The following is a 24,101-nucleotide window of genomic DNA, read 5'->3' as shown; positions in this document are numbered from 1 at the left end:
ATGAACAGGCGGAAGGAATAAATCACGATCCAGACAGTTTTATGAAAAGTGAGGCATCGGCGTTGATCGAATACTCTTTCATCGAATTGTTTGTTTAACGCGGCATTAGGGAAGGGGCCGTTCAATACGTGCTGAAGATGCGGGGGCGTCTGCTCGGGAGCTAAAAATGCAGTTTCTTTCGCTCGAATTTTCGGTTTTCGGCGCGACCTATCCGCAAGTCGTCGATATCTATATTGGTGACACCCTTATAGAAACTGTATCGCTGGTGGACGTGCTGTCTCCGGACGGCACATTCGCGATCAAGGGCTGGTATGATGTTTCCGGTGCCAGTTTTTCCGACATCGGCATCGTTGTTTCGGGCGAGGAAGGCAGTGGCCTGAACCTCACGCGCGCGCGGCTAGACGATACGGTGCGCAGGGACAACCAGGGCGTGACCCTCGACTCCGGCAGCGCCTATACGCTGGTCGAGCATGCCAACACGCGCTGGGGCTTCGGCGCCGTCGAGACGAATGCGCTTCCCGGCACGCAGACGCAGCTCTCCGAAACGACGTACCTGCAGGCGTCCACCACGACCGGGGACACGGCTCTCTCGCGCACGGTGGAGGAGACGCCGCCCGATACGCAGATCGCGGTCACGTTCTCCAACCCGTCGTCCAACCTTGCGGACCGCGTGGAGGTTCTGCTGGACGGCGCCGTGATCGCATCGAGTGGCATTGCGGGCGTCCATGCACCGCGCAAGACGTTCAGCCTCGACGCGTGGGTACCGGTGGCCGCGATCGGCCTCGGCCAGCTCTCCGTTCGCGTCGAGGGTGCGGACGGTGCAACTCTCGAGATCGGGCGGATCGAGATCGAAGGCGTGTCGTTGACGTCCTCGGGCAGGATCCAGCTTGCCTCGGGGTTCGAATACGGCTTCGACACGCACGGGCGGCACGGTGACCGCTTCGTGGTGCAGGACCAGACGCCGCTTCCGACAGTGGAGGAGCCTGTCGTCCAGGAACCTGCCCCGGCCGAGGAACCCGTCGCCCAGGAACCTGCACCTGTGACGGAAGAGTCCCCCGTTACCGGGGAACCCGTGGCGGAGGAGCCCGTTACCGAGGAACCCCCCGTTACCGGGGAGCCCGTGGCGGAAGAGCCAGTTACCGAAGAGCCTCCCGTTACCGAGGAGCCCGTGGCGGAACAGCCCCCCGTTACCGAGGAGCCCGTGACGGAAGAGCCGGTTGCGCAGGATCCCGCGCCGGAGGAGCCTGTGAGCGAACCCGCGCTCGGACTCTATGCGGGACAGTTGACTGCCGGCGAGGGGGCGTTCAGTCTCGTCGTCGACCCGTCCGGTACGCCCCCCGAGGGCGCGATGATCCGGATCGCGGGCGTACCGCTGGGTGCCACGATCCAGGGTGGTGTTCAGGATCAGGAGGGCAGGTGGATGCTTGGACTTGATGCGGCTGGCACGATCGCCGGCCGGCTGTCGACCGGGTTTGCGGGGGCACTCGTGCTCTCCGCGGCAATGGTCTCCGCCACGGGTCAGGTTCTTGCCCATTCGGGTCCTGTCTATACGGATGTGGCCGAGGCGGCGGATTATCAGGGCGTCGTCGCCGATGGCGCCGCGGTGGGCTTCAGCACCGCGGACCTGCAGTCCATCGCGCTCGGTCTTTCTCTCTCGGGCGAGGCTCTGCAGGGCCGTCTCGTGATCCAGGGGCTGCCGCAGCAGGCGCGTGTCGTCGGTGGAACGCAGCAGGCCGATGGCTCCTGGGCGGTCGATTTCGCGGAACTGCCGGACATGGCTGTCGTCTTCGACGGTCCCCCGGCCGAAGGGACCGTTCTGCGCATCGTGTCCGAAGTGCAGGGGAACTCCGGGGCCTCGGTGCCCGCTGCCATCCAGTCTCTGGTTCTGACCCAGGATCCGGTCATGCTTGCCGCGCTCGGCGACGTCGCGGTCGAGGTGCTGGAGGGCAGCGTGCACCAGCTGCCCGCCGACAGCGGCACGGTGGCGGAGCCCGTACCGGGCGATACCACCGCCGAGCCCGTGGTGTCCGACGGCTCGGGCACCACCGACTCGGGTACCGGTGGCACGTCGGGCGGCGAAGCCATTCAGGTTGCGATGGCGGCGCCGCTGCTGGAGGGTCAGCAGTCAGGCGTGATCTACGCGCCGAAGGTGCTGGAAGCGCAGGCCCCGGACGAGATCGTGGGCCTCAAGCTTCAGGTCGGGCAACTGGGCGAGGGAACCTCCAAGGTCGTCACCTTCGGCCATGTGTTCGCCCAGGGCGACGTGAAGCCCGGCGACGTCATCGTCGCGCGCATCGGCGGGCAGGACTATGCGCTGCAGGTTGACGCGAAGGCGACGCATCCGGATGGCTCCGTGCGCCACGCGATCCTGACGCTGGAGCTTCCGGCCTCGGCCTCGGGCCAGGCGCTGGACGTGATGCTGGCCAAGGGACAGCCGTCAGTTGTGCCGCCCGCGCTCGACGCCTCCGACATTCTCGCCTCCGGTCTCGACATGCAGGTGCGCATGGACTTCGCGGACGGCACCAGCGCCACGGTGGACGTGGCACAGTTGCTTTCCGACGCAATCGCCAACGGCACGGTCAAGTCCTGGATCTCGGGCCCGTTCGCGACCGAGGTGCGCCTGAGCGCGGACGTGCGCGACGACTTCCAGCTGTCGTTCGACGTGCGCATGCTGGCCGACGGCACGGTGCGCACGAACGTGCAGTTCAACTACAACTGGCTGTTCGAAACTGACGACGTGCCGATCCAGTACGACGCCACGATCACGTCGAATGGGCAGACCGTGAAGTTCCTCGACGACGTGACGCAGCATCACCACACGACCTGGCGGGAGATGTTCGCGACCAAGCAGCCCGCGCCCGTCCACACGATCTTCGACGTCGCCTACATGATCCAGACCGGGGCGATCCCGAGCTACGACCTCGCTGTGGGCGGTAGCGCGAACGAGATCCAAAAGCTCTACGACACGGCGATGGCGAATTCGGGGGGTACGGACGCGACCGGCAACATCCAGCAGTACATGCCTGGAACCGGGTACCGGAACGATATCGGGCTGCTTCCCAACTGGGCCACACTCTATCTCCATTCGATGGACGAACGGGCCTATCAGACGCTGATTGCTAATGCGGAAGCGGCCGGCAACATCCCCTGGCACTTTATCGACAAGGCCACCGGCGAGGCAGCGAAGTACACCGACCATCCGACAGTCTGGATCGACTCCCGTGCCACGCTCGACCGGCACGGCATCGAACCGATCAGCTACAAGGAAACCGGCTGGACCCCGGACGTGGCACACCAGCCATCTCTCAGTTACCTGCCGTATCTGCTGACGGGGGATCAGTATTACCTCGATCAACTCGAAGCGCAGACTTCTTGGAATGTGCTTCAGGCCTACCAGAGAACCTCGCGACTCGATGGAGATTTCTCATTTTATGGTGAGCAGGTGCGTTCTTACGCATGGTTCCTTCGTGAAGCGGCTTACGCCTCATGGGTTTCGCCCGAAGGTACGACTTATAGGGCGTATATCACAGAGGTTGTCGAAGACGTCTTGAAAGACTTTATCGTCCGCCATATGGAAAGCGGGCATCAGACTGCTGAGTTTGCAGGTTGGTTTGAGCCAACAAGAACTGACATCACGAACTTTCAACAGGACTTTGTGGCCCTTGCGCTTCCACAATTACTTCGAATGGGTTTCGAAGATGCCGGCGCGCTAATGGAATGGCAAACGAACTTTATTGCTGGTCGCTTTACCAACGAGGACAAAGGATTCGATCCTCGAATTGGCTCCAGCTATGTACTTAATCACATTATAACAGATGTAAACGGCAACAAAGTAATTGTCGATACATGGCAGGAGCTATTTGAGGCCTCCGGCGGGCTTGAGCAGCTTCGCGACGATGGCTCAATGCCGGGTTATCCAGCATCTGGAGGCGGGTTTGTCGCCTATGCGCGTGCCGCCAATGGACTCCATTTCTCTCTGACCGGGGATGTGAATTCGCTAGAGGCGTTTGGGTTCCTGGTTGAGCATTCACCAGATATGGTGTCTAATTTTGATGATCTTTCCGCGTTCAACATCATGCCCGTTCTCTCCGACGGCAGCATCCTCTCCAACAGCGACGTGCTGATCCTTGACGACGAAGCGAACGGCCTGACGAAGACCGATGGCGAGAACTGGATGGTGATTGCCGGCGGCGGCGACGACCAGATCGTTCTTGGCGACGGCATCAACCTCGTCTTTGGCGGCGAGGGGAACGACACGCTGATAACGGGCGCGGGCGACGATTACATCGTCGGCGGTCGCGGCTCGGACCGCATCTCGGCCGGCGGCGGAAATGACGTGCTCAAGGGCGGGGCCGGTACCGTTCTGCACAATGGGGTGATGGATACCTTCGTTTTTGACCGTGGCGCGATCGGGCACGACCGTATCGTGGACTTCGAGGCCGGCATCGACCGGCTGGAGTTCAAGGTGGCCGAGCTTCCGGGTCTTGCGTCCAAGGCTGACATCATGGCCGCACTCGGCACCAATGCCGACGGCGACGCCGTGTTCGACTTCGGCGCGCTGGGTTCGATCACGCTCGAAGGGGTTCAGGCAAACCAAGTAGATACGACCAGTCTCATCCTGCTTTAGCTTTCTGACTGAGGGAAAATCTGACGCACTTTCAGCTTTTCCCTCAGTCACTTGATAATAAATCCTCAATTCGCATCTTTTTTGCCGCTTCCACAAGCCCAAAGTTGCGGGACATGTCCTGTTCCATCAGGCGAAGAGAGTCTGACTGTCCAGCGGGAATGCTACGCTTGAAATCCGGATTTCCAATCTTTGTGAAGTGGCCGTGCGCGATTTCCGTTTCATATATAAATCGCACTCTTCCGCCGCACTTTTGGTGCCAGTAGCGAATTCCTGAACCGTGATCATAGTAACACTTTGCACGCCGTTCGTACTCGACCTTATCCGGACAATTTGGATGATCTTGGAAGTTCATCCACCAACTGGTCCCGTTGTCCCATTGACTTTTGCTGGCTTCCTTGGTGGTGCAACCGAGCAATTCCCAATAGCGCGCATCCTTTGCGTTCAACAGCCACTTTAGCCGGGTGCGGATCGGATGACCTGGATGAGTGACGAAGCATTCGCCTTGGGGCAGGGACTCAAACTGGGTTGCCACGCGCTCCATCATGTCATGAGCAAGCAGAAAGTCGGAGTGCCAGAAAGCGATCTTGTCGATCCACATGAAGGCAAGTTCGACCGGGAAATGCGGGTACATCAGAGGCAATTGGAGTTGCTCGTTGAAGTCGATACGAAGGCTTCCGGGGACAATGGGAACATGACTTACTCGAGGATCGAAGCCGACGATTGGAGTCCAACCGGCCGAAAGGACAAGCTTTTGCTGAAGAACGGCCCAGTCCGGATGTGCGCACCAGACTAACCAAGGCTTCACAATTCCGGCAGCCTGTGCTTTCCAGGCTCCAGCAGCCTCGAGGATACGATCAACTGGGTAATCGAGCAGGCGAACCGCTCGCCAGTTTCCAGTCCCTACCTTGTGAAGCAACTCATCATCGGTCTCTCCCGGTTTGCGCTCTGCGGCACCCTTCTGCATCGAAGATCCTTTCCTCAAGAGTCTGTCTCATTGGCAAACAGCCTTGCCTCTAAGGGGCAATCGATGCAAGCCGCGTGCAAATGGCGAATGGCCCCCAAAAGGGTCCAGCAACCCTTCATCAAGGTTAACTCCCGGTTAGGGACTAAACGCTACGCTCAGTCGTCCCATGAGGGCTGGCGGACAGGGGGATGCCGCTCTCGTGGTCCTGGGGCTGAGGAGTTCGACATGACGCGCAAGACGGGAGATGCGGGCGAGGGATTCAAGGCGCTCAGATCCGCATTTCTGGCGACCGCGGGTTTCAGCATGGTCATCAACCTGCTGATGCTGGTTTCGCCGGTCTACATGATGCAGGTCTACGATCGCGTGCTGACGAGCCAGAGCGGGGAGACGCTCGTGGCTCTGACGGCGGTGGCGGTCGGGCTGCTGGTGATCTACGGCGTGCTGGAGGGGGTGCGTGGGCGGATGCTGATCCGCATCGGCAACGCCTTCGACGAGCGCATCCGGCGTCCCGTGTTCAATGCGCTCGCGCTTCGCGCGCTGACCGCGGGGGCAGGAGGGCGTCTGGCCGGTCTGCGCGACGTGGACACGGTCCGCCAGTTCCTGACGGGGGCGGGGCCGGCTGCGTTCTTCGACGCACCCTGGATTCCGGTATATCTCCTCGTCATCTTCCTCATCCATCCGGTTCTCGGCGGGATTGCCGTCGCCGGCGCGGTGTTGCTGATCGGCATGGCGCTTGCCACCGAATGGATCTCGCGCACGCGCCTCAGGGAGGCGGGACAGCACCTGGGCGAGGCCGAACAGTTCGCCGACCAGACCGTCCGGAACATCGAGGCCCTGCGCGCCATGGGCATGACGGGCAGGGCACGGACGCGCTGGCTCGGGCGTTGGTACCGCGGGCTGTCGCTGCAATCCGAGGCGGCAGACTGGGTCGCCGTCCTGCAAGGCCTGTCCAAGGCGCTCCGCATCGTCCTGCAGGTGGGCGTGCTGGCGGGAGGCGCTTCCCTCGTCCTGGTGCACGAGATGTCGGCAGGCATGATGATCGCCGCCTCGATCATCGTCGGCCGGGCGGTTGCGCCGGTCGAGCAGATGATCGGTTCGTGGCGCGGCTTCGTCGGCGCGCGCGGCGCCTATGACCGGTTGAAGGAGCTGCTTGCAGCCTTCCCCGAGCCTGGCAAGCGCATGCGACTGCCCCGGCCGGAAGGTCAGGTGACGGTGGAGAACGCGGCAGCGGTTGCCCCCGGCGGGCGCGAGCCGATCCTTCGCGGCATTTCCTTTGCGATGGAACCGGGCGAGGTGATGGCCGTCATCGGCCCCAGCGCGTCCGGCAAGTCGACGCTGGCGCGCCTGCTCGTCGGCGTCTGGCCCGCGGCGGCCGGCGCCGTCAGACTGGGTGGCGCGGACGTGTTCCGCTGGGCGCACGGCGATCTCGGGCGCTATGTCGGCTATGTGCCGCAGGACGTGGAACTGTTCGACGCGACCGTGAAGGAGAATATCGCGCGCCTGGGCGACATCGACCCGCAGAAGGTGGTGGACGCGGCCCGGCTTGCCGGTGTGCACGAACTGATCCTGTCGCTTCCCGACGGGTACGAAACCCGTATCGGCGAGGGCGGGCGCGCGCTGTCCGGCGGCCAGCGCCAGCGGATCGCGCTCGCCCGCGCGCTCTACGACAACCCGGCGTTCGTGGTGCTCGACGAGCCGAACGCCAATCTCGACCATGACGGCGACCTTGCGCTGCTGAAGTGCATCGCGGAACTGAAGCGCCGGGGCATCACTGTCGTGCTCATCTCGCACCGGCCCAGCATGCTGCAGGGCGTCGACCGCATCCTCGTCCTGCGCGACGGCATGGTGAGCGCGCTCGGCCCCCGCGACGAGATCCTCAACCGCACGGCCCAGCCGCTCCCGTTCTTCAAGCCATCGCACCAGATCACGACCCAGCCGGGAGACGATCAGGCCGGTGACGAAGCATCGGCCGCGAACGATCCGCATGGGGGCGGAGGCGCACCGGGCGCGGGCGGCGGCGCAGCGAACCAGGCTGCAACGGACGATCACGATGCGGCGGCCCGCGAGGCGCCCGGACGCGCGCGGCGCGTCCTGGAACACTTCAAGGAGGCGGTCAATGGCTAAGCAAACGGACATCGCGGCCTGGCTCAAGACCCGCCTCGGGCGGGTGGACCCGGCGCGGTTGCGCTCCCTGTTGGGCACGACCGGGCTGTCGGGCCTGTTCTCCGGACGTGCGGGCGAGGATGAGCGCAAGGCTGCCGGCGCGAAGTCGGTCCGCAAGGTGCCCGTCGATCCCTGGCCCACGGCAGCTGCCGGCGTGCTTGTCGTGGCGCTGGGCCTCGGCGGTTTCACAGCCTGGGCCGGGACGGCGCAGCTTGCTGCCGGCGCCATCGCGCAGGGCATGGTCACCTCGGCCACCAAGCGCAAGACGGTGAAGCACCTCGAGGGCGGCATCGTCGCCGAGATCCGCGTTCAGGAAGGCGACAGCGTGAAGGCAGGCGATGTCCTTTTCACGCTCGAGGACACGCGCGCGCGCGCGACGATGGAACTTCTCGAGGCCCAGGTGATGGCCGAGCGGGCGGCGGAAGCCCGTCTCCTCGCCGAGCGCGATGGGGCCGATACGCTCGAGATTCCGCTCGAGGTCGGCGAGGCCGCGGAGGCCGGGAACCCCCGCGCCCAGGCGGCCATGGCCTCGCAAATGTCTCTCTTCTCCGCCCGCAACGAACAACTGGGCGGCCAGATCGACATTCTGGAAAGCCGGATCGAGCAGTACGAGCAGCAGATCGAGGGAACGCGCGCCGAGCAGCAGGCCGCCGAGGAGCAGACGCGGATCATCCGCGAGGAGCTCGAGGGCCTGCAGAAACTGCTCGCCGCCGGCCACACGAACCGCACGCGCGTTCTTGCGCTGGAACGCGCCGTCGCCGAACTCGAAGGCCAGCGGGGGTCCCGCATCGCACGCATCTCGCAGGCGAAGGTCGCGATTGGCGAGGCCCGCATCCAGATGATCCAGGTGCGCGAGGACTATCGCCGCCGGGTGCTCGAGGAACTGCGCGAGACGCAGGACCGCCTCGTCGACCTGGAGCAGCGGCTGAAGTCGGCCCGCGACGTCTACGAGCGGCTGGTGATCCGCGCGCCCATCGACGGAACGGTCCTGCGCAGCGCCGTCAACACCGTGGGCGGCGTGGTCTCGCCCGGAGAGCCGCTGATGGACATTGCGCCCGCCGAGGACGACCTTACCATCGAGGCACGCATCCGCCCGACGGACATCGACATCGTGCACGCCGGATTGCCGGCGCAGATCCGCATCACGGCGTTCGACCAGCGCATGACGCCGCCGCTCGACGGCACGGTGGTGCAGGTTGCGCCCGACATCGTGACGGACCAGCAGACGGGCGTCAGCTACTACGTCGCCCGTATCGCCGTGCCGGACGAAGAGCTTGCGGGCCTGCAGGATGCACAGCTCGTGGCCGGGATGCCTGCGGAAATCGTCGTCGCGGCGCAGGAGCGGACTGCCCTCGACTATCTTCTCGACCCGGTTCGCCACATCCTGCAGCGCGCCTTCCGCGAGATGTAGGCACGCCGCCAGGCCTTGGCCTCACGGCACCGGAGGGCCCGTCCGCACATCAGCGGGCGGGCCCTTTTTCGCACCTGCGCGCGGAGCCTGCCGAAGGGCTGGCGGCAAGGGAAAAGGGCCGGGGAGGGGGTAACCCTTCCCGGCCCTTCGTCGGTTCTTCCTGCCTTTGCCGGTGCGGCCGGCCTGGCCCGCTCAGTTGCCCTTGAGCCGGCGCAGCGTCTCCTCGGCGAGCTTGCGCTCGGCAAAGCCCGCACCGTCGTCGAGCGCCGCTTCAAGCACCTCGATCGCCTTCTCGTTCTGGCCTGCGCGGCTCAGCGCGATCCCGTAGTGCGCCTGGATCTCCACATTGTCGGGCGCGGCCTTGGAGGCAGCCTCGAGGATGTTGAGCCCCTCGGTCACCTTGTCGCGCTGCAGCAGGAGCCAGCCATAGGTGTCGGCGATCAGGGCGGAGTCGGGCTTCAGCATGTAGGCCCGCTCGGCATAGTCGATCGCGTCCGGACGGCGCAGCTGTCCGCGGACCCATGCCATGTTGTTGAGCAGCACGGCGTTGCGCGGGTCTTCGATCAGCAGAGCCTGGTAGAGCGTCTCGGCATCCCGGTAGGCCCCGGTCTCGAGCAGCCCGGCGGCAAGCACCGTCGTCGCGCCGCGGTCGCCGGGGTTGTCGGTGAGCCATTGCTTCAGACCCTCGACCGCCGCCTCGGTGCGGCCGGCCTGGCGCCGGGCACGGTAGAGGCCGGTGGCAAGCTGCGATTGCGGCTTCTCGATCAAGGCGTTCTCGAGCAGGAGGATGCTGTCCTCGATCCGGCCCTGGCGGGCCAGAAGGCTCGCCTCCATTTCCTTGCCGTCGGCGAAGCTCACCGACTGGAAGTCGCGGGCCACGGACATCGCACCGTCCATGTCGTTCTTCAGCAGGTAGATGCTGGCCTCCGTCCGGGCGAGTTCCGAATCGTTCGGGGAGGCGTTGCGTGCCTTCTTCATCGTGGCGAGGGCTGCATCGAAATCGCGCGAGCGGACCTGAAGCTGAGCCAGTGCCAGCGGATGCTGGTTGTCGTCCGGCGCGACCTCGACGAGCTTCTTCCCCATCTCGACCGCGCGGTCGAGATTGTCGGTGAGGATGTAGCCGTTGAGCGCGAAGCGCAGCACGTCGACATCCTCGGGGCGCAGCGAGACGAGGCCCGCGATGGCCTCGCGCGCGGCGGCCGGGTTGTTCTCCGACAGGTTCACCCGGACCATCGCCTCGCGGTACTGGATGCTCCGCTCATAGCGGCCGAGATTGTCTGCAAGGAAGCTCGCGGCTTTCCCGCCTTGCCCGTTTTCCGCGTAGTGGCGGGCAAGACGCACCGCCAGCGCGGGGTTCTCCGGGCTGCGGGAAATGAGCGACTGCAGGCGTCCCTCGATCTCGCCCGTCCGGCCCTCGCGCTTGTCGAGGGCCTCCATCAGGTCCACGGCCGAGGTGAAGTCGGGGTTTTTCTCCAGCGCTGCGGACAGGATCTCCCGCGCCTTGCCGGTATCCTTGCGCGCCACATGCACGCCTGCGAGCGTCTGCAGAACCAGTTCGCTGTCGGGATTGGAGGTCTGGAGCTTCTCCGCCTCGGCGAGCGCCCGGTCCAGATCGCCGGTGTTGATGTAGTCGAGAACCAGCAGGATATCCTTGCCGAGGTCGTCGCGCAGCATGCCGCTGCACGCCTCCGCCGCGGCCGGCGACAGTTCGCCGCCCTCGCACAGCAGCATCTGCGCGGCTTCGGCGCGCCGGATGTCCTGCGGCCGGCCGACCTCGCGGATGCGGCGGTACATGGCGTCAGCCTTGTCGTACTGGCCGACGCGCGTGTAGGCGGAAGCGAGCGCCTGCATCGAGGAGACGTCGGTCGGGCTGTCGCGCACGATCGGTTCCAGCAGGTCGATGGCGGCCTGCGGGCTGTCGACGCGCAGACGCACGATGGCGAGAGCCCGGCGCGCGGCCATATTGCCCGGCTCCGAATTCACATAGCGGGTCATCAGCTGTTCCGACTGGGCGAAGTCACCCATCTTGAACTTGATGAGCGCACCCAGAAGCAGTGCGGGCGGGAAGTCGCGCAGCTGTTCGGCCACGCGGATATAGGCCTGGTCCGCCGCGACCGTGTCGCCCTCCGCGAATGCGGCCGCCGACAGCAGGTAGTAGCCGAGTGCGTTGTTGGGGCGCAGTTCGATCACCCGGTTCGCGTCCTCGCGCGCCTGCGTGATCTGGTTGTTCATCAGGTAGGCGCGCGCGCGGGCGATGTAGCCGTTCACGTCGCGAGGCATGAGCTCGATGGCCTTGTTGAAGGAAAACAGCGCCATGTGGCGGTCTTCCTTGGCCATGGCCAGCTCGCCCCGGACCATCCATGCAGGACCGTGCTCGGGGTGATCGCGCAGCAGTTCGTCGATCTGCCGTTCCGCCTTCTGAAGCTGGCGGCCCAGCGTGTAGACGCGGGCGAGCCCGTACTGGCCCTGAACGGACTTCGGATCCAGCTCGACGATGCGGTTGTAAAGCTCTTCAGCCTTCGCGAAGTCCTGCTTGGCGAGATAGGCCTCGCCCAGCACCGCGTGCTTGGCGATCGTCGATTCCGTGTCGAGACCGTCCGGCGTGACCCGCCGGATCGTCTCCTCGTAGCGGCCCTGGGCAAGGAGGGCGCGTCCCAGCAGCGCCTCAGCCTCGTCGGTCGGGCGCTTTTCGATCACCCGCGACAGCTCCTTCTCGGCGGAGACCGCGTCGCCGCGCTGCAGTTGCAGCTTGCCCAGAAGCTGGCGGGCATCGTGGTTCTCAGGGTCGCGCTGGAGCGCGTTGCGCAGCTGGATGATGGCGGCGTCGACATTGCCCTTGTCGACCTCCTCCAGCGCTTCCTGGTAATATCGCACCGAGCTTGCATCGACCGCGGCAAACGCCGGGGTCATGGATGTCGTGGCCAGAAGCGCTGCAAGGGCGAGCGTGGCCGCACGGAGCGGGCGTCTGGTCAGGCTGGAATGATCCGTCATGTCCTCTTTCCGGTCTGAAGTCCCCGGCCTGCTGCCGGGAACGGTCTCGGTGGCGTACTAGGCAAGCTTATCGGACCCGATCTATGGTCCGAAATTGTGACGATCCCGTTCACACCTTCATGTCGAGCTGCTTTATCAGGTTGTAGATGGTTGGGCGGCTGACGCCCAGAAGCTTTGCCGCCTGGGATAGATTACCGTCGGTGGCGTCCAGCGCATCGCGCAGCGCGGCCCGTTCGGCAGCCTCGCGGGCGTCCTTCAGCGTCATGCGGCCCGGTTTCTGGGGTGCCACGCCCAGTTGCAGGTCGGACGCGGTGATCATGTCGCCGTCGGCCAGCACCATCGCCCGCTTCATCTTGTTCTCCAGTTCGCGCACGTTGCCCGGCCAGGAATACTTGCGGATCGCGGATTGCGCATCGGGGCTGAGCGTCAGGCGCCGCAGGCCGGACTCGCGGGCGAAAACGTCGATGAAGTATTGCGCCAGCACGACCGCATCGTCGTCGCGCTCGCGCAGCGGCGGGATGTCGAGCGTGATCTCGCTGATCCGGTAGTAGAGATCCTCCCGGAAGTCGCCAGCCTCGATCAGGTCCCGGATCTGGCGGTGCGTGGCCGTCACGATCCGTACGTCGACGGCGATCTGCTCGCGGCCGCCGACCCGCTCGATCACGCGCTCCTGCAGGAAGCGCAGCAGCTTGACCTGAAGCTGAAGCGGCATGTCGCCGATTTCGTCGAGGAAGAGCGTGCCTCCGTTGGCGTTCTCGATCTTGCCCTTGACGGTGCGGACGGCGCCGGTGAACGCGCCCTTCTCGTGCCCGAACAATTCCGATTCCAGCAGGTTTTCCGGAATGGCGCCGCAATTGATGGCGACGAACGGCCCGGAGCCGCGCGGGCTTGCCTTGTGCAGCGCCTTTGCGAACAGCTCCTTGCCGGTGCCGCTCTCGCCCAGGATCAGCACGCTGATGTCGGTCTTGGCGACCTTCTCGACCGTGCGGAACAGCGCCTCGATCGAATCGGCGGCCGTCATGATGCCATGGAAGACGCCGGTGCTCTCGGCCTGGAGGCGCTTGTTCTCCTCCTCCAGCTGGCGCAGGTTGAAGGCCCGGTCGATGATGAGCTGCAGCACCTCTGCGTCGATCGGCTTCTCGTAGAAGTCGTAGGCGCCGAGGCTGACCGCCTTCACCGCGTTCTGCCGGTCGTTGTTGCCCGAGACCACGATGACCTTCGTCCCCGGCGCAAGGCGGAGGATCTCCGACAGCGCGGTCAATCCCTCGGTCGCCTCGTCGGGGTGGGGCGGCAGACCGAGGTCGAGCGTCACGACCTGGGGCTGGAAGTGTTCGAGCTTCTGCAATGCCTCGGGGCGCGATCCTGCAGTCTCGAGCGTGTAGCCCTCCAGCGCCCATTTCAGCGAGCGCACGATGCCCGGATCGTCGTCGACGATCATCAGGCGGCGCTCGCCGTCCTGGGGCTTGCGGGGCGCGGGACTCGTGCCCTTTGCGCCGCTCGCCGGAAGGTGTTCGACATAGTCCTCGCTCATCGGTCGGTCCTCATGTGCCCGCAGTCGTCATGGCCGCACGGTCCGCTGCGGGCGGGCCGGCAGGCGTCTCGGAATGGCCGGCGAGCGGCAGGCGGACCGCGACGGTCGTGCCCTCTCCCGGCTCGGAGCGGACGTCGAGCGTTCCGCCCCAGGCTTCGACCAGTTCCCGGCACTGGTACATGCCGATGCCGAAACCGGATGACTTGGTGGAGCGGAACGGTTGGAAAAGTCCGCCCTGGATGAAGTCGGCGCTCATGCCCGGGCCCGTGTCGCTGACGCGGCATGACATGTGGGGCCCATCGGCGCGCGCGTCGATGGAGATGCGGCCCTGCTCGCCGGCAGCCTCGAACGCATTCTGGATCAGGTTCGCGAGGATTGCCTCGAACGCCTCCGGTTCGACATCACAGCGCAAGGGCTCCTCCACCGTGCCGATGTCGAGATTCGGCATCAGCAGCCGGCGGTTCACGGCCACGCTGCGGATCACCGGGGCCAGGTCGATGGCGACGGTCTCGGTCTTGTCGTCCGTCCGTTCCTTCAGCTTCACCAGCATGGCGCGCATCTTGTCGACGGATTCCGCCACGGTCTCCATCGCGTCCTTCTGGAACTCGGGATTGTCGCCGTGTTTCTTGGCCTGCTGCACGATGAGCGACAGCTGGCTCACGAGGTTCTTCAGGTCGTGGATCACGAACGCGAAATTGCGGTTGAGGCGGGCGAACTCCTGCGTCTCCGAGACCCGCCGCGTGGCCACTTCCTCGCGCAGGTAGCTCGCGACCTGGGGGCCCAGCACCTCGAACAGGTCACGGTCCTCCCAGCCGAGCGGGCGGCGGTCGCGCGGCTTGCCGAGGAGGGCGACGCCGACGAGTTCCTCGGCGCTGACCAGCGGCACGAGCAGCCACGCCTCGCCGTCGAGTTGCTCCAGCCATCCGGCGATGGCGCCGCGGGCGTCGGCGATGCGTCCCCGCTCGTCCGCCGAAGGCGGTGCGGCGAGGTCGATGACCGGCTGGCGGCTTTCGGCAAGCTCGATGAAGGGCGCAGGCAGGCTCAGCAGGCGCTTGATCGTCGACCAGTTCCAGTTCGCCGTGCGCACGAAGGCGCCCCCGCGTCCGCGCGTGAAGAGTGCGCCACCCGAACACTCGACGACGTCGGCCAGCGCATGGACTGCCCGCTGTTGCAGGGTCTCGTTCCTGGTCTCGTGATCGTCCTCGCCGATGCCGGAGAGCGTGCGGATGAACCGCAGCCACTCGGCGCGGTAGTCGTACTTCAGCGTGAAGAAGTTGCGCGAGATATAACGCCGCGCGCGCGCCCTGAGCCGGCCCGACATCAGCAACATGACGAGCACGAGACCCGCGCCTGCCAGGATCACGATCTGCAGGACGGGACCCCAGGACGCATCCGCCAGCCGCAGCACGTAGCCCGCGCCCGCGACCAGAACGAGATAGAGGCCCGACCCGACCAGTGCCGTCGTGTGCAGGACCGCGTCGCGGCTGATCGTCACGTCGAACGACCATCGCCGCACCCGCGCCGCTGTCACGACGAGCAGCGGCGCGACCATTGCCGCGATGATCGGCCGGGCCATCGCCGAGAACGGCTCGAGCCGCCCGAACAGCAGCACCTCGGCGTAGAAATAGAGATCGAAGGCGAAGACGGTGCCCGCGGCGGCGATCAGGTACTTGAAGACCCAGCGCGAGGTCCCGCGGGTGGCGCGGTACAGGTTCTCGACAAGCAGCAGGCCGACCACGGACAGGAGGAACAGCGTGATGATGCTGACCGGCACCCGGCCCAGGTCCACATGGACGGCCGGCGGTACCGAGAAGACGATCGCAGTAACTGCCAGGCCAGCCAGAACGAGGAACAGCCGGTCGCGCACGAGCGGCTCGCCCTCCCTTTGCAGCATCCAGCGCAGCGAGAGCAGGACGAGCAGCGCCCATGATACCGTGCGTGCCGTATCAGCCACGGGCGCAAGCCAGAGCGGCAGCATCGGCAGCCAAGACAGCGCCGTGTAGAGTCCCGCCCACACTCCCGTGATGACCACGGGCGCCAGCAGCACCAGGCCGCGCCGGTTTCCCCGCCGCCAGGTGAGGGCGAGATAGACCGAAAGCGCCCCGAAGACGGCAAGGGCGATCAAGTACGAAAGAATGATGGCCTCCAGTGACGAGCTGGGTGTCGAACCTTCAGGAGTCGATCCTATGTCAATAATCTTTACAAGTCGGTAATTGCCGGAATGGACGCGGATACGAAGCCTTGGACTCTCCGCCAAGGACGCATGTCAGTTTGATGACGCCTGCGCATCCGGATTTTTACGGATGACGCGACTGATTCGGCTTCCCAGGCTGAAGATCGTGACATGCGGATTGTTTAATATATTGAATATAAAAAAGAATTTATCGCGCAAAACGAATGGCTTCATTCTGGCATGGCCTTTGCGTTAACGTTTTTGAACCACAAAACAGGCGCGATCCAGGCCGGTGCATGGTGCGGGATGCTGTCGGCGGGTCGATTGAAGATCGGGGGGGTGCGACATGGCGAAGCGGGCGAATGAAGGCGGTCCTGGTCTTGGCCGTGCTGCTACCGGACCTTGGCATCGAGGGGCGATGGCGATGAATCCTTCGTCACGCTGGTCGACCCGGGCCTCTCTACTCTCGCTCGTGGGGCTGTCGCTCGTTTCCTGGGCTGCCATCGCGCTGACGGTGGCGCTGGTCGTCTCCTGAAGGGCGCGCGCGCTTCCCACACATCCGGCCCGTGTCCGGGGCCCTCTTTCATGGGATAATCCCCCTGCAGAATCGGGGGAGAAGCCATGAGTGCGACGGCGGGCGCCGTTTCCGGAGCCGACACAGCAGCTGGGCCATACGCATCGCCGGCCGGGCGGCTTGCGCAGACGCGTGAGAATGCGCGCCGGCGGCATGCCGGCGGGTTCGACGTTGCGGCGGTCTGGGGCCTGTTGCTTCTGCTGATCGCGGGGATCTGGCTTGCAGGCCCGCTCGGCCTGCTTGGGGGAGCCGCGGTTGCGGAGGCCGCCTATGTGTCGCGGCTGGTGCTGCATGGGTGGGTTGGCGACCTCGACAGCGTGACGCGCTTTCTCGACCTTTCGCGCCAGCTGGAACCATCGAGCCTCGGATATTGGCTGACCGCGGTTGCGGCTGGCGTGGCCGGTACGGCGCGCGCGGCCGTCATCTTCCAGGGATTGCTGATCCTGGCGGTCGCGGGCCTCTCGGTGGCGCTTGCCGCGCGGCGGGGCGGGGGGCAGGCCACGGGCTGGGCGTTTGCCGCCGCGGCGGCCCTGGTACCGGCGGGTATGGTCGTCGGCGGCCTGACGGCGGGCGAGGGGCTGGCCATCGCGCTCTTTGTCGCGCTCCTCGTATTGTGGAGCGAGCGTGGCGGGATCGCCGACGTGATGGGAGCCGTGATCGCCGGCTTTCTGCTTGGGCTCATGTTCCTTGCGGCGGCGCCCGTGTTCGCCGTGGCGGCCTGCATCCTGCTTCTCCTGACGCTGCTGGACGGCGTCCGCTCCGCGGTGCTGACGGACGGTAGGACGGCGTTGCGGGGATCACTGGTCCGTCTGGCGTTCGCACTTGCTTCGTTTGCGCCCGCCCTTGCCCTTCTGGCGCTGCATGCACGTACCTATGCGCTCGACTGGCCGCTGGTGGCGGATCTTCTGACCGACCCGTCCGCAGGGGCTGCGCTGCTGCTCGAGAGCGCGGCCGGCAAGGCGCGGGAGGCTGCCGTGCTTGCCTTCGGGATCGGGGTTTATGGCGTTGTGGTCTGCGGTTTCGCGCGCCTCATCGACGGTGCGTGGCGGCGTGAGGACGGCTTGGGTGTAGCAGCTGCGGTATTGTGGCTGGTGTTCTTCCTTGTCCCCGGCGGTGGGCTCGATACCGGCGCGGGGCGCGCCGTGGGCGGGCTTGGGTGGGTTCTCGCGGCACTGTGGTGCGGGACGGTCGGCGTCAGCCTGATCGTGCGGGGACCTGCACTGGCCGGGCTGGTGCTTCTCGGCGGGTTGGTTGCAGGTAGCGCGCTGGATCACCGGGAAAGGACGGCCCCCGCCCGCACGGAGGCCGAGACGGTCGGTGCCCTGCTTGGGCGGGACGAGCGGGTGCTTACGCTGGACCTGTCGGCAGACCCCCTCCCGCGACAGGTCATGCTGCTGGCCGCCGGGGAGGCGGGCGCGCTGGAACTCAACCTTCCGTCGGTACAGGCGGGACCGGAGGCGCGGCTCGTCTCGGTCAATCCGCCGCTGCGGTTCGCCGAAGGATATGCGCCCGCGGACGTCGCCGGGAACGATCCGGTGAGCCGGCCGCTGTTCGTGATGCCGGTCGGATGGGACCTGCCGTCGCCTGAGCGGCGGATCCAGATGCTGGCCGTCCTCGGCCGCCCGACAGGGGATGACGTGCCTTGGGCGACCGCGCTGGGGCTTCGGGTCGAACCCTTCTACGAACCGGTCTACCGGTCAGCCAAGGGCGCTGAGATTGCGCTCTACAGCCTTCGGGACCCCGGGAGCGACGGAGGTCAGTGAGTCCGCCACGGTCCGCGCCGTTTCCTCGAGGAAGGCGTCGAACATCATCAGGGCCCACAGGGGGCGGCTGAAATCGCCGCGTCCGGTGCGGTGCTGGGTGACGAGGGATGCGATCCCCTCGGGCGAGACAAGGCCGCTCTCACGCAGGCGCGGCGAAGCGGCGAGGCCGGCCAGGCGGTCGTCGAGGCCCGCGCGCATCCAGCGGTCTATGGGGGCGGTGAAGCCCTGCTTGGGGCGGTACAGCACCTCCCGCGGCAGACGCTCCTCCATCGCGCGCTTCAGCACGTGCTTGCCGGAGAAGCCCTGCACCTTCAGGTGCGCGGGCAGGCGCGCGGCCCATTCCACGAGATCGCGGTCGAGGAAGGGGTTCCGCACCTCCAGCCCGTTCGACATGCTCGCCCGGTCGACCTTCACCAGCATCTGGCCCGGAAGCCACGTCTTGAGGTCGATGTATTGGGCACGCGCCAGCGCATCGTCCGTTCCGGCCCGGTCGGCGTGGGTGCGCAGCACCTCCGAAGGGTGGTAGCCGGCGAGCGTGCGCCCCAGGTCGCGCGACCGCACCGCGTCGCGCACCGCGTCCGGCATGATGGTCACGGCGCGGAAGAAGCCGCCGACGGTGTCGAGGCTCAGCGCCTCGAAGGTCGCACGCGCGCGCAGCCAGCGCGGCGCGTTCGGCAGCGCCGGGTAGAGGCGGGCAAGCGGGCCGAACACGAGGCGGCGGATGTTGGAAGGCACCCAGGCTTTCAGCGCCTCCTCCCTCATGTGGAAGGGGTAGCGGCGGTAGCCCGCGAACACCTCGTCGCCGCCGTCGCCCGACAGCGCCACAGTGACGCGGCGGCGCGCCAGCCGGCTGACGAGAAAGGTGGGCAGGGCGGAGGCGTCCGCGAACGGCTCCCCATAGGCATGGGCCAGCGTGCCGATCAGGCTCGCCGCCTCCATGTTCACCACCTCGGTGAAATGGTCGGTGTGGTAGCGGTCGGCGACCATCTGCGCGAACCGCGTCTCGTCGACGGACGGGTCGTCGAAGCCCATGGCGCAAGTCTGCACAGCATGGTCGCTGGTGCGCGCCATCGATGCCACGATGGCGCTGGAATCGACCCCGCCCGACAGGAAGGCGCCGAGGGGCACATCCGCCACGAGCCGCTTGGCAACCGCTGCGTCCAAACGCTCGCGCACGCCCGCCATGGCGGCGGCCTCGTCGATGTCGTCGGGGCGTTCGGGGAAGCGGAGATCCCAATAGGCCTCCGGAGCAATGCGGCCGTCGCGGCCCTTCAGAAGCACGCGGTGCGCGGGAGGCAGCTTCTCGATGCCCTGGAAGACGGATTTCGGCTCCGGCACATAGCCGAAGGCCAGATAGTCCTCGACCGCGTCGGCGCGCAACGCTGGCGCCTGGCCGAGCGCGGCTAGGATCGCGCCCACCTCGGACGCGAAGACGAGCCAGCCATCGCTGTCGACTGCGTAATAGAGCGGCTTCTTGCCGAACCGGTCGCGTGCGAGGAGCAATTGCCGCGTGTTGCGGTTCCAGACCGCGAAGGCGAAGAAGCCGTCGAGATGGTCTACGACATCCGCGCCCCACTGCTCGAACCCGTGGACGATGGTTTCGGTATCGCAGCGCGTACGGAAGCGGTGACCGCGCGCGCCGAGGTCGTCCATCAGCGTCCGGTAGTTGTAGATCATGCCGTTGAAGAGAACGGCTGCCGTGCCGTCCTCGTTGAAGATCGGCTGGCTGCCGCCCTCCACGTCGATGATGGCCAGGCGCCGGTGGCCGAAGGCGAGACCCGGTTCGAGGTGGCGCGTCTCGCCGTCCGGGCCGCGATGCGCAAGAGCCCGCAGCATCCGGCCGAGGCGATCGCCGTCGGGCATCCGCTCTGCACGGAGGTCGAAGAGTCCGGCGATGCCGCACATGGCCCCTTGCCCTCAGTTCGTGCCGGAGGGACGCGCGGCGGCGGCCAGCGTGGCGAGCCAGGCGTCCAGGGGCTGGGCGTCTGCGAGGAATGCCTCGATGGCCGCGAGGGCTTCCTCGCGCTCGAACTCCAGTGGAGCCGACAGGGCGATCACCGCGGCTGCATCCTCTCCGCCCGTCAGGTTGGCGCGCAGCTGGTCGAGCTTGGCGTCGAGCGCACCGGACGAGAAGCGCCCGTCCACCCAGTACCAGGAGGCGACCAGGCGTTGCGGCGGGCGGATCCCGCCGATGCGGTCCGTGCGGACGGAGGCGGGCAGGCCGCTGGCGCCCGTGTCAAGGCGGACCCCGCGCGTTTCCAGCCGTACCCAGCGGGGATGCTGCTCGAACGTGTTGGCGAAATAGACGACCTTCGCCCCATGACGCTGATGCGTGTACCAGGCGATGAACAGGTCGACGGGGGCGGCACCCTCCTTCTCGAAGCGGAATAGGTAGTTGGCGTCCGCACTCTCGAATTCCGGCGACCAGGCGATGTCCGGGTTCGCGGTCATGGTCCAGCCCGGCGCGGGCGAGGAGATTGCCGTCAGGGGCGGCGTCGTGTGCGCGGAGAAGTCGCGGTTGAGCTTGTAGCTTGCAAACGCCGGCGCGGCGAGCGCGGCGAGTGCTGCAATGCCCGCCAGCAGCGGGGTGACCGCACGCGGGGCCGACGCCATGCGCCACGCAGGCGTGTTCGGCATGTCGCCGGGCCGGCGGTCGGCGAAGAGGTTTCCGATGAACAGCAGGATCAGCATGATCGCGGCGAAGAAACCCCAGCCGTAGACGATGTGGTCGACGCCGACGGCGTATTCGTTGTCGGTCATGTAGGCGATGTAGATGATGCCGAACGCGCGGATGCCGTTCGCGACGATCGGGATGAGGATACCGAGCCCGATGAAGACCGCCATCTTCCACCAGCGGTCGTAGGCCAGGTGCGCGAACAGCACCGCGATCACCACATTGGCGATCAGGAAGCGGATGCCGGCGCACGCCTCGGCCACCTCGAAGAGGCCGGTCGGCGTTTCGATCATGATGCCGTCGTGGAAAATCGGGATGTCGATGGCGCGCAGCAGCCACACTGCGAAGTGCGCGGTGATGTCCTGCAGGAACGGCACGGCCTGGTCGCCCACGGGGACGAGGAAGAACAGGAAGAACAGCGGGAACTTCAGTTCCCACACCACCTCGCGGCCGAGCGTGAAGATCGCCAGGCTGACGATCAGGCCGACCAGGGCGAAATGCTGGACGATGTTGATGTCGGCAAGCTCCCCCAGCATGAGCGTGACACCCGCCCCGGCGACCGGCACGAGTGCCAGCGGCTCCACCCGCGGGCGCAGGGGGGCAACCCGCTCGCGCCGCAGCCACACGAGGAACGCCGCGATCGGGACGACGAGGAAGCAGTGGTTGTAGGTGGCGGTGTTCCACCAGACATTGAGCAGGCTCTCGACGACAGGCACGCTCAGCGCAAGCACCGCGGCGACAAGGATGCCGAGCGTGATCAGTGCCCGCCGCCAGGCGGCGCGCAGGTCGTCGTCCCGGGCCATCGTATCGTCCGGCAGGGTGGCGGCAGTCATGTCGTCTGTCCCTCTGCGGCTGCTTCGAGAGGCCGGCCGGCCCCTTGCATCAGATCATGCCCCGCGCGGCCGCGCGCAAGGCCGATCACGCGGTCGAGATCGGCGAGACGTGCGTCCCAGCCGAAGGATTCCACGGCGCGGCTGCGCGCCGCATCGCCAAGCTGGCCGCGCGCCGCAGGGTCGCCCAAAAGGCGCACGACCTCGTCCGCGATCGCGTCGGCCCCGTCGGCCACGACCAGGTCTTCGCCCGGCGTGGCGTCTATCCCCTCGAACCCCATGGAGGTCGTGACGACGGCCCGGCCCATGGCCATGCCCTCGAGCACCTTGTTCTGGATGCCGCGCGCGATGCGCATCGGTGCGACGCAGACGTCGGCGAAGGCGACATAGGGGCGCACGTCAGGCACGCGCCCCGTCACCAGCACGTCCGGGCGATCGGCAAGCGCGCACACTTCCGGCGCGGGGTTGGAGCCCACCACGACGAACACCGCCTGCGGCACCTCCTCGCGGATGCGCGGCAGGATGTCGTTGGCGAACCAGAGCACCGCATCCACGTTCGCCCAATAGTCCATCGCGCCCGTGAAGACGATGTGCGGGGCGGCGGCGAAGGGGCTGTCGAAACTGTGCGCGGGCGAGAAATAGTCGATGTCGACGCCGTTTCCGACCGCGTGGATGGTGTCGGCAAGCTCCGGTGCGGCGGCGCGGAAGAGGGCGGCCTCCTGCTCCGACACGAAGGTGCTCGCATGCGCCGAGCGTGCGATGCGCACCTCCTCCGCCGCGAGCGTCTGCGCCTCGCGCCCGTAGACGATGCGGCCTGCCAGGCCCGCCGTGCGCGCGTACTGGCGCCACTTGTCGCTGTCGAGGTCGACGAAATCGACAAGCCGCGCCGTACCGGGGCGCGGTTCCGGCGTGCAATAGGTTATGGCGCCCGAGGAATAGACGACCTCCAGCACGATCTTGCGGTTCGCGCGCACCGTGTCTGCCCAGTGCTTGAGCGTGCGGTTGCGGAAATAGGGGAGCGTCAGTGGCTCGCCTGTGAAGAGGCCGAGGCTTGCGCGGAGCTTGCGGACGCGCGGGTCGACCTGCGGCAGGCAGGCACTCGCCGCGACGGCCTCGACCGCCGCGCGGTGCTCGATGTCTGCGGGATCGTCGACCGGCGCACCGATGTGGATCGGCGCGAGCCGCGCAAGGTGCCGGATCATGTTCCAGGCACGGATCTTCTCGCCCTTGTTGGGCGGGTAGGGGATGCGGTGGGCGAGAAACAGGATCTCGCCGCCGAAGTCGCCGGCCCCGTTCATCCCAGTTGCCGCGCGACGAAGGGACCGGCGGTGTTGGCGAGCCAGAGCGGCAGCTTCTGCCAGGCCTGCACCATCAGGCGATATTTCGGGTTGTTCGGGTTCACGTCGGGCAGGTCCTGTGCCTTCACAAGATGGTACTGGTAGTGCAGAGGCTGCGGCTGGAAGCCCCAATAGGTCTTGTAGTCGTAAGCCCCGGTCCCGGTCTTGGAGCGGCCGAAGTCGAAGCGCGTGCAGCCGCGCGCCGCCGCGCGCCGCATCAGCGCCCAGTACATGTAGTCATAGGCATGCAGCGCCCGCGCCTCGGGCAGCGCGCCGCCGAAATAGGGAAGGACCGTATCGCGCCAGAAGAAGCTGAGCAGGCCGCACACGGGGCCGTCCGGGCCGTTGACGGTCGAGACCTCGACGCGGTCGCCGAAGACCTCCTTGATCGTGCGGTAGTAGCGCAGGGACTGGACCGGCGTCCCGAGGTTGCGCAGGCTCGTCGCGTAGCAGTGGAAGAACGCCTCGACGGGCGCGTCGGCATCCACGGTCAGCTTCTCGTTCGCGATGCCCTTACGCACGTCCGCGCGCTTCTTGCGCGGGATCATCTTGAGATTTGCATCCTCGTCGGCGGGAAGGTCCGCGATGAAGGTCGCGTAGGTCTCCGCCTTCGTGTGCCATCCGGAGAGGAGCGGCTCGCGGTGGCGCAACTCGACATAATCGACGCCGAGCCGCCCGCCCAGTGCCGCCGCGGCCTCGGCGAGCGCTGTGCGGGCCTCGCTGTCGGTGGCCAGGATCCCGCCATAGACGTAGAAACCCAGGGAGATGAGCGCGTTGCCGAACAATGGCGTCTTGACGTGGACCAGCGGCAGCACGCCCGCAATCGCCTCGCCCCGCGTCGCGGCGAGCAGGTGGGTCTCGTAGCCGAATGCCTGCGAGAACACCTCGCGCCAGCGCGACAGGTGGAAGATCGTGCCTTCGGCATGGGCTTCGACGAAGGTGTCCCACGCCGCCTCCCGGTCCGCGGCAAGCGGCGCCACGGTCACCGGCACCCGCTCCGCATCGGCGGGCGGTTGAGGGGCACGGGCCTCGGCCGTGAAGGGCTTCGGCATCGCGGACATGG

12 protein-coding genes are annotated in these 24,101 nt (G+C 66.4%); 4 read left to right on the top strand and 8 right to left on the bottom strand.

Going from position 1 to position 24,101, the window contains the following annotated elements; all coding sequences use genetic code 11:
- Nucleotides 1-166: 166 nt before the first annotated feature.
- Nucleotides 167-4,627: a hypothetical protein gene (locus tag NJQ99_RS05770; RefSeq protein WP_269331836.1), complete on the top strand. Its 4,461-nt coding sequence runs from the start codon at nucleotides 167-169 to the stop codon at nucleotides 4,625-4,627.
- 43 nt (nucleotides 4,628-4,670) lie between these two features.
- Here the strand turns inward: NJQ99_RS05770 and NJQ99_RS05765 are convergent, their stop codons facing one another.
- On the bottom strand, nucleotides 4,671-5,591 hold the full coding sequence (locus tag NJQ99_RS05765) for a hypothetical protein (RefSeq protein ID WP_269331835.1): 921 nt from the start codon (nucleotides 5,589-5,591) through the stop codon (nucleotides 4,671-4,673).
- A 225-nt stretch (nucleotides 5,592-5,816) separates the two neighbouring features.
- Here NJQ99_RS05765 and NJQ99_RS05760 point away from each other — a divergent pair, with 225 nt between their 5' ends.
- The gene (locus tag NJQ99_RS05760; RefSeq protein WP_269331834.1) at nucleotides 5,817-7,715 is read left to right on the top strand and encodes a type I secretion system permease/ATPase; all 1,899 of its coding nucleotides are present in this window, start codon (nucleotides 5,817-5,819) and stop codon (nucleotides 7,713-7,715) included.
- Nucleotides 7,708-9,165, top strand: a complete 1,458-nt coding sequence (locus NJQ99_RS05755) for an HlyD family type I secretion periplasmic adaptor subunit (RefSeq protein WP_269331833.1) — start codon at nucleotides 7,708-7,710, stop codon at nucleotides 9,163-9,165. The genes NJQ99_RS05760 and NJQ99_RS05755 overlap by 8 nt, the downstream gene beginning before the upstream one ends.
- Before the next feature lie 192 nt (nucleotides 9,166-9,357).
- Here NJQ99_RS05755 and prsT read toward each other — a convergent pair whose 3' ends face one another.
- The 3 genes from prsT to prsK form a co-directional block, all read right to left on the bottom strand.
- Nucleotides 9,358-12,156 (bottom strand): XrtA/PEP-CTERM system TPR-repeat protein PrsT, encoded by a 2,799-nt coding sequence (gene prsT / locus NJQ99_RS05750; RefSeq protein ID WP_269331832.1) that lies wholly within the window; start codon nucleotides 12,154-12,156, stop codon nucleotides 9,358-9,360.
- 109 nt (nucleotides 12,157-12,265) lie between these two features.
- Complete coding sequence (prsR, locus tag NJQ99_RS05745) at nucleotides 12,266-13,594, bottom strand: PEP-CTERM-box response regulator transcription factor (RefSeq protein ID WP_269332085.1); 1,329 nt, start codon at nucleotides 13,592-13,594, stop codon at nucleotides 12,266-12,268.
- A gap of 103 nt (nucleotides 13,595-13,697) precedes the next feature.
- The gene (gene prsK, locus NJQ99_RS05740) at nucleotides 13,698-15,812 is read right to left on the bottom strand and encodes an XrtA/PEP-CTERM system histidine kinase PrsK (protein ID WP_269331831.1); all 2,115 of its coding nucleotides are present in this window, start codon (nucleotides 15,810-15,812) and stop codon (nucleotides 13,698-13,700) included.
- Between the two features lie 669 nt (nucleotides 15,813-16,481).
- Here prsK and NJQ99_RS05735 point away from each other — a divergent pair.
- On the top strand, nucleotides 16,482-18,197 hold the full coding sequence (locus tag NJQ99_RS05735) for a hypothetical protein (protein ID WP_269331830.1): 1,716 nt from the start codon (nucleotides 16,482-16,484) through the stop codon (nucleotides 18,195-18,197).
- Here the strand turns inward: NJQ99_RS05735 and NJQ99_RS05730 are convergent.
- The 4 genes from NJQ99_RS05730 to NJQ99_RS05715 are packed head-to-tail and all read right to left on the bottom strand — an operon-like array spanning nucleotide 18,132 to nucleotide 24,099.
- Complete coding sequence (locus NJQ99_RS05730; protein ID WP_269331829.1) at nucleotides 18,132-20,102, bottom strand: XrtA/PEP-CTERM system amidotransferase; 1,971 nt, start codon at nucleotides 20,100-20,102, stop codon at nucleotides 18,132-18,134. The two genes, NJQ99_RS05735 and NJQ99_RS05730, sit on opposite strands and share 66 nt — an antisense overlap.
- Nucleotides 20,103-20,114: 12 nt before the next feature.
- On the bottom strand, nucleotides 20,115-21,704 hold the full coding sequence (gene xrtA / locus NJQ99_RS05725; protein ID WP_269331828.1) for an exosortase A: 1,590 nt from the start codon (nucleotides 21,702-21,704) through the stop codon (nucleotides 20,115-20,117).
- Nucleotides 21,701-22,999, bottom strand: a complete 1,299-nt coding sequence (locus tag NJQ99_RS05720; protein ID WP_269331827.1) for a TIGR03087 family PEP-CTERM/XrtA system glycosyltransferase — start codon at nucleotides 22,997-22,999, stop codon at nucleotides 21,701-21,703. The genes xrtA and NJQ99_RS05720 overlap by 4 nt, the downstream gene beginning before the upstream one ends.
- Nucleotides 22,996-24,099, bottom strand: coding sequence for a FemAB family XrtA/PEP-CTERM system-associated protein (locus NJQ99_RS05715; RefSeq protein ID WP_269331826.1), 1,104 nt, complete (start codon nucleotides 24,097-24,099; stop codon nucleotides 22,996-22,998). Before NJQ99_RS05715 ends, NJQ99_RS05720 begins: the two co-directional genes overlap by 4 nt.
- Between the last annotated feature and the right edge of the window lie 2 nt (nucleotides 24,100-24,101).

It is taken from the genome of Futiania mangrovi (assembly GCF_024158125.1).
Lineage (GTDB): Bacteria > Pseudomonadota > Alphaproteobacteria > Futianiales > Futianiaceae > Futiania > Futiania mangrovi.
The sequence above is the reverse complement of the archived record's forward strand: the minus strand, read 5'-3'. Positions and strand labels throughout refer to the sequence as shown.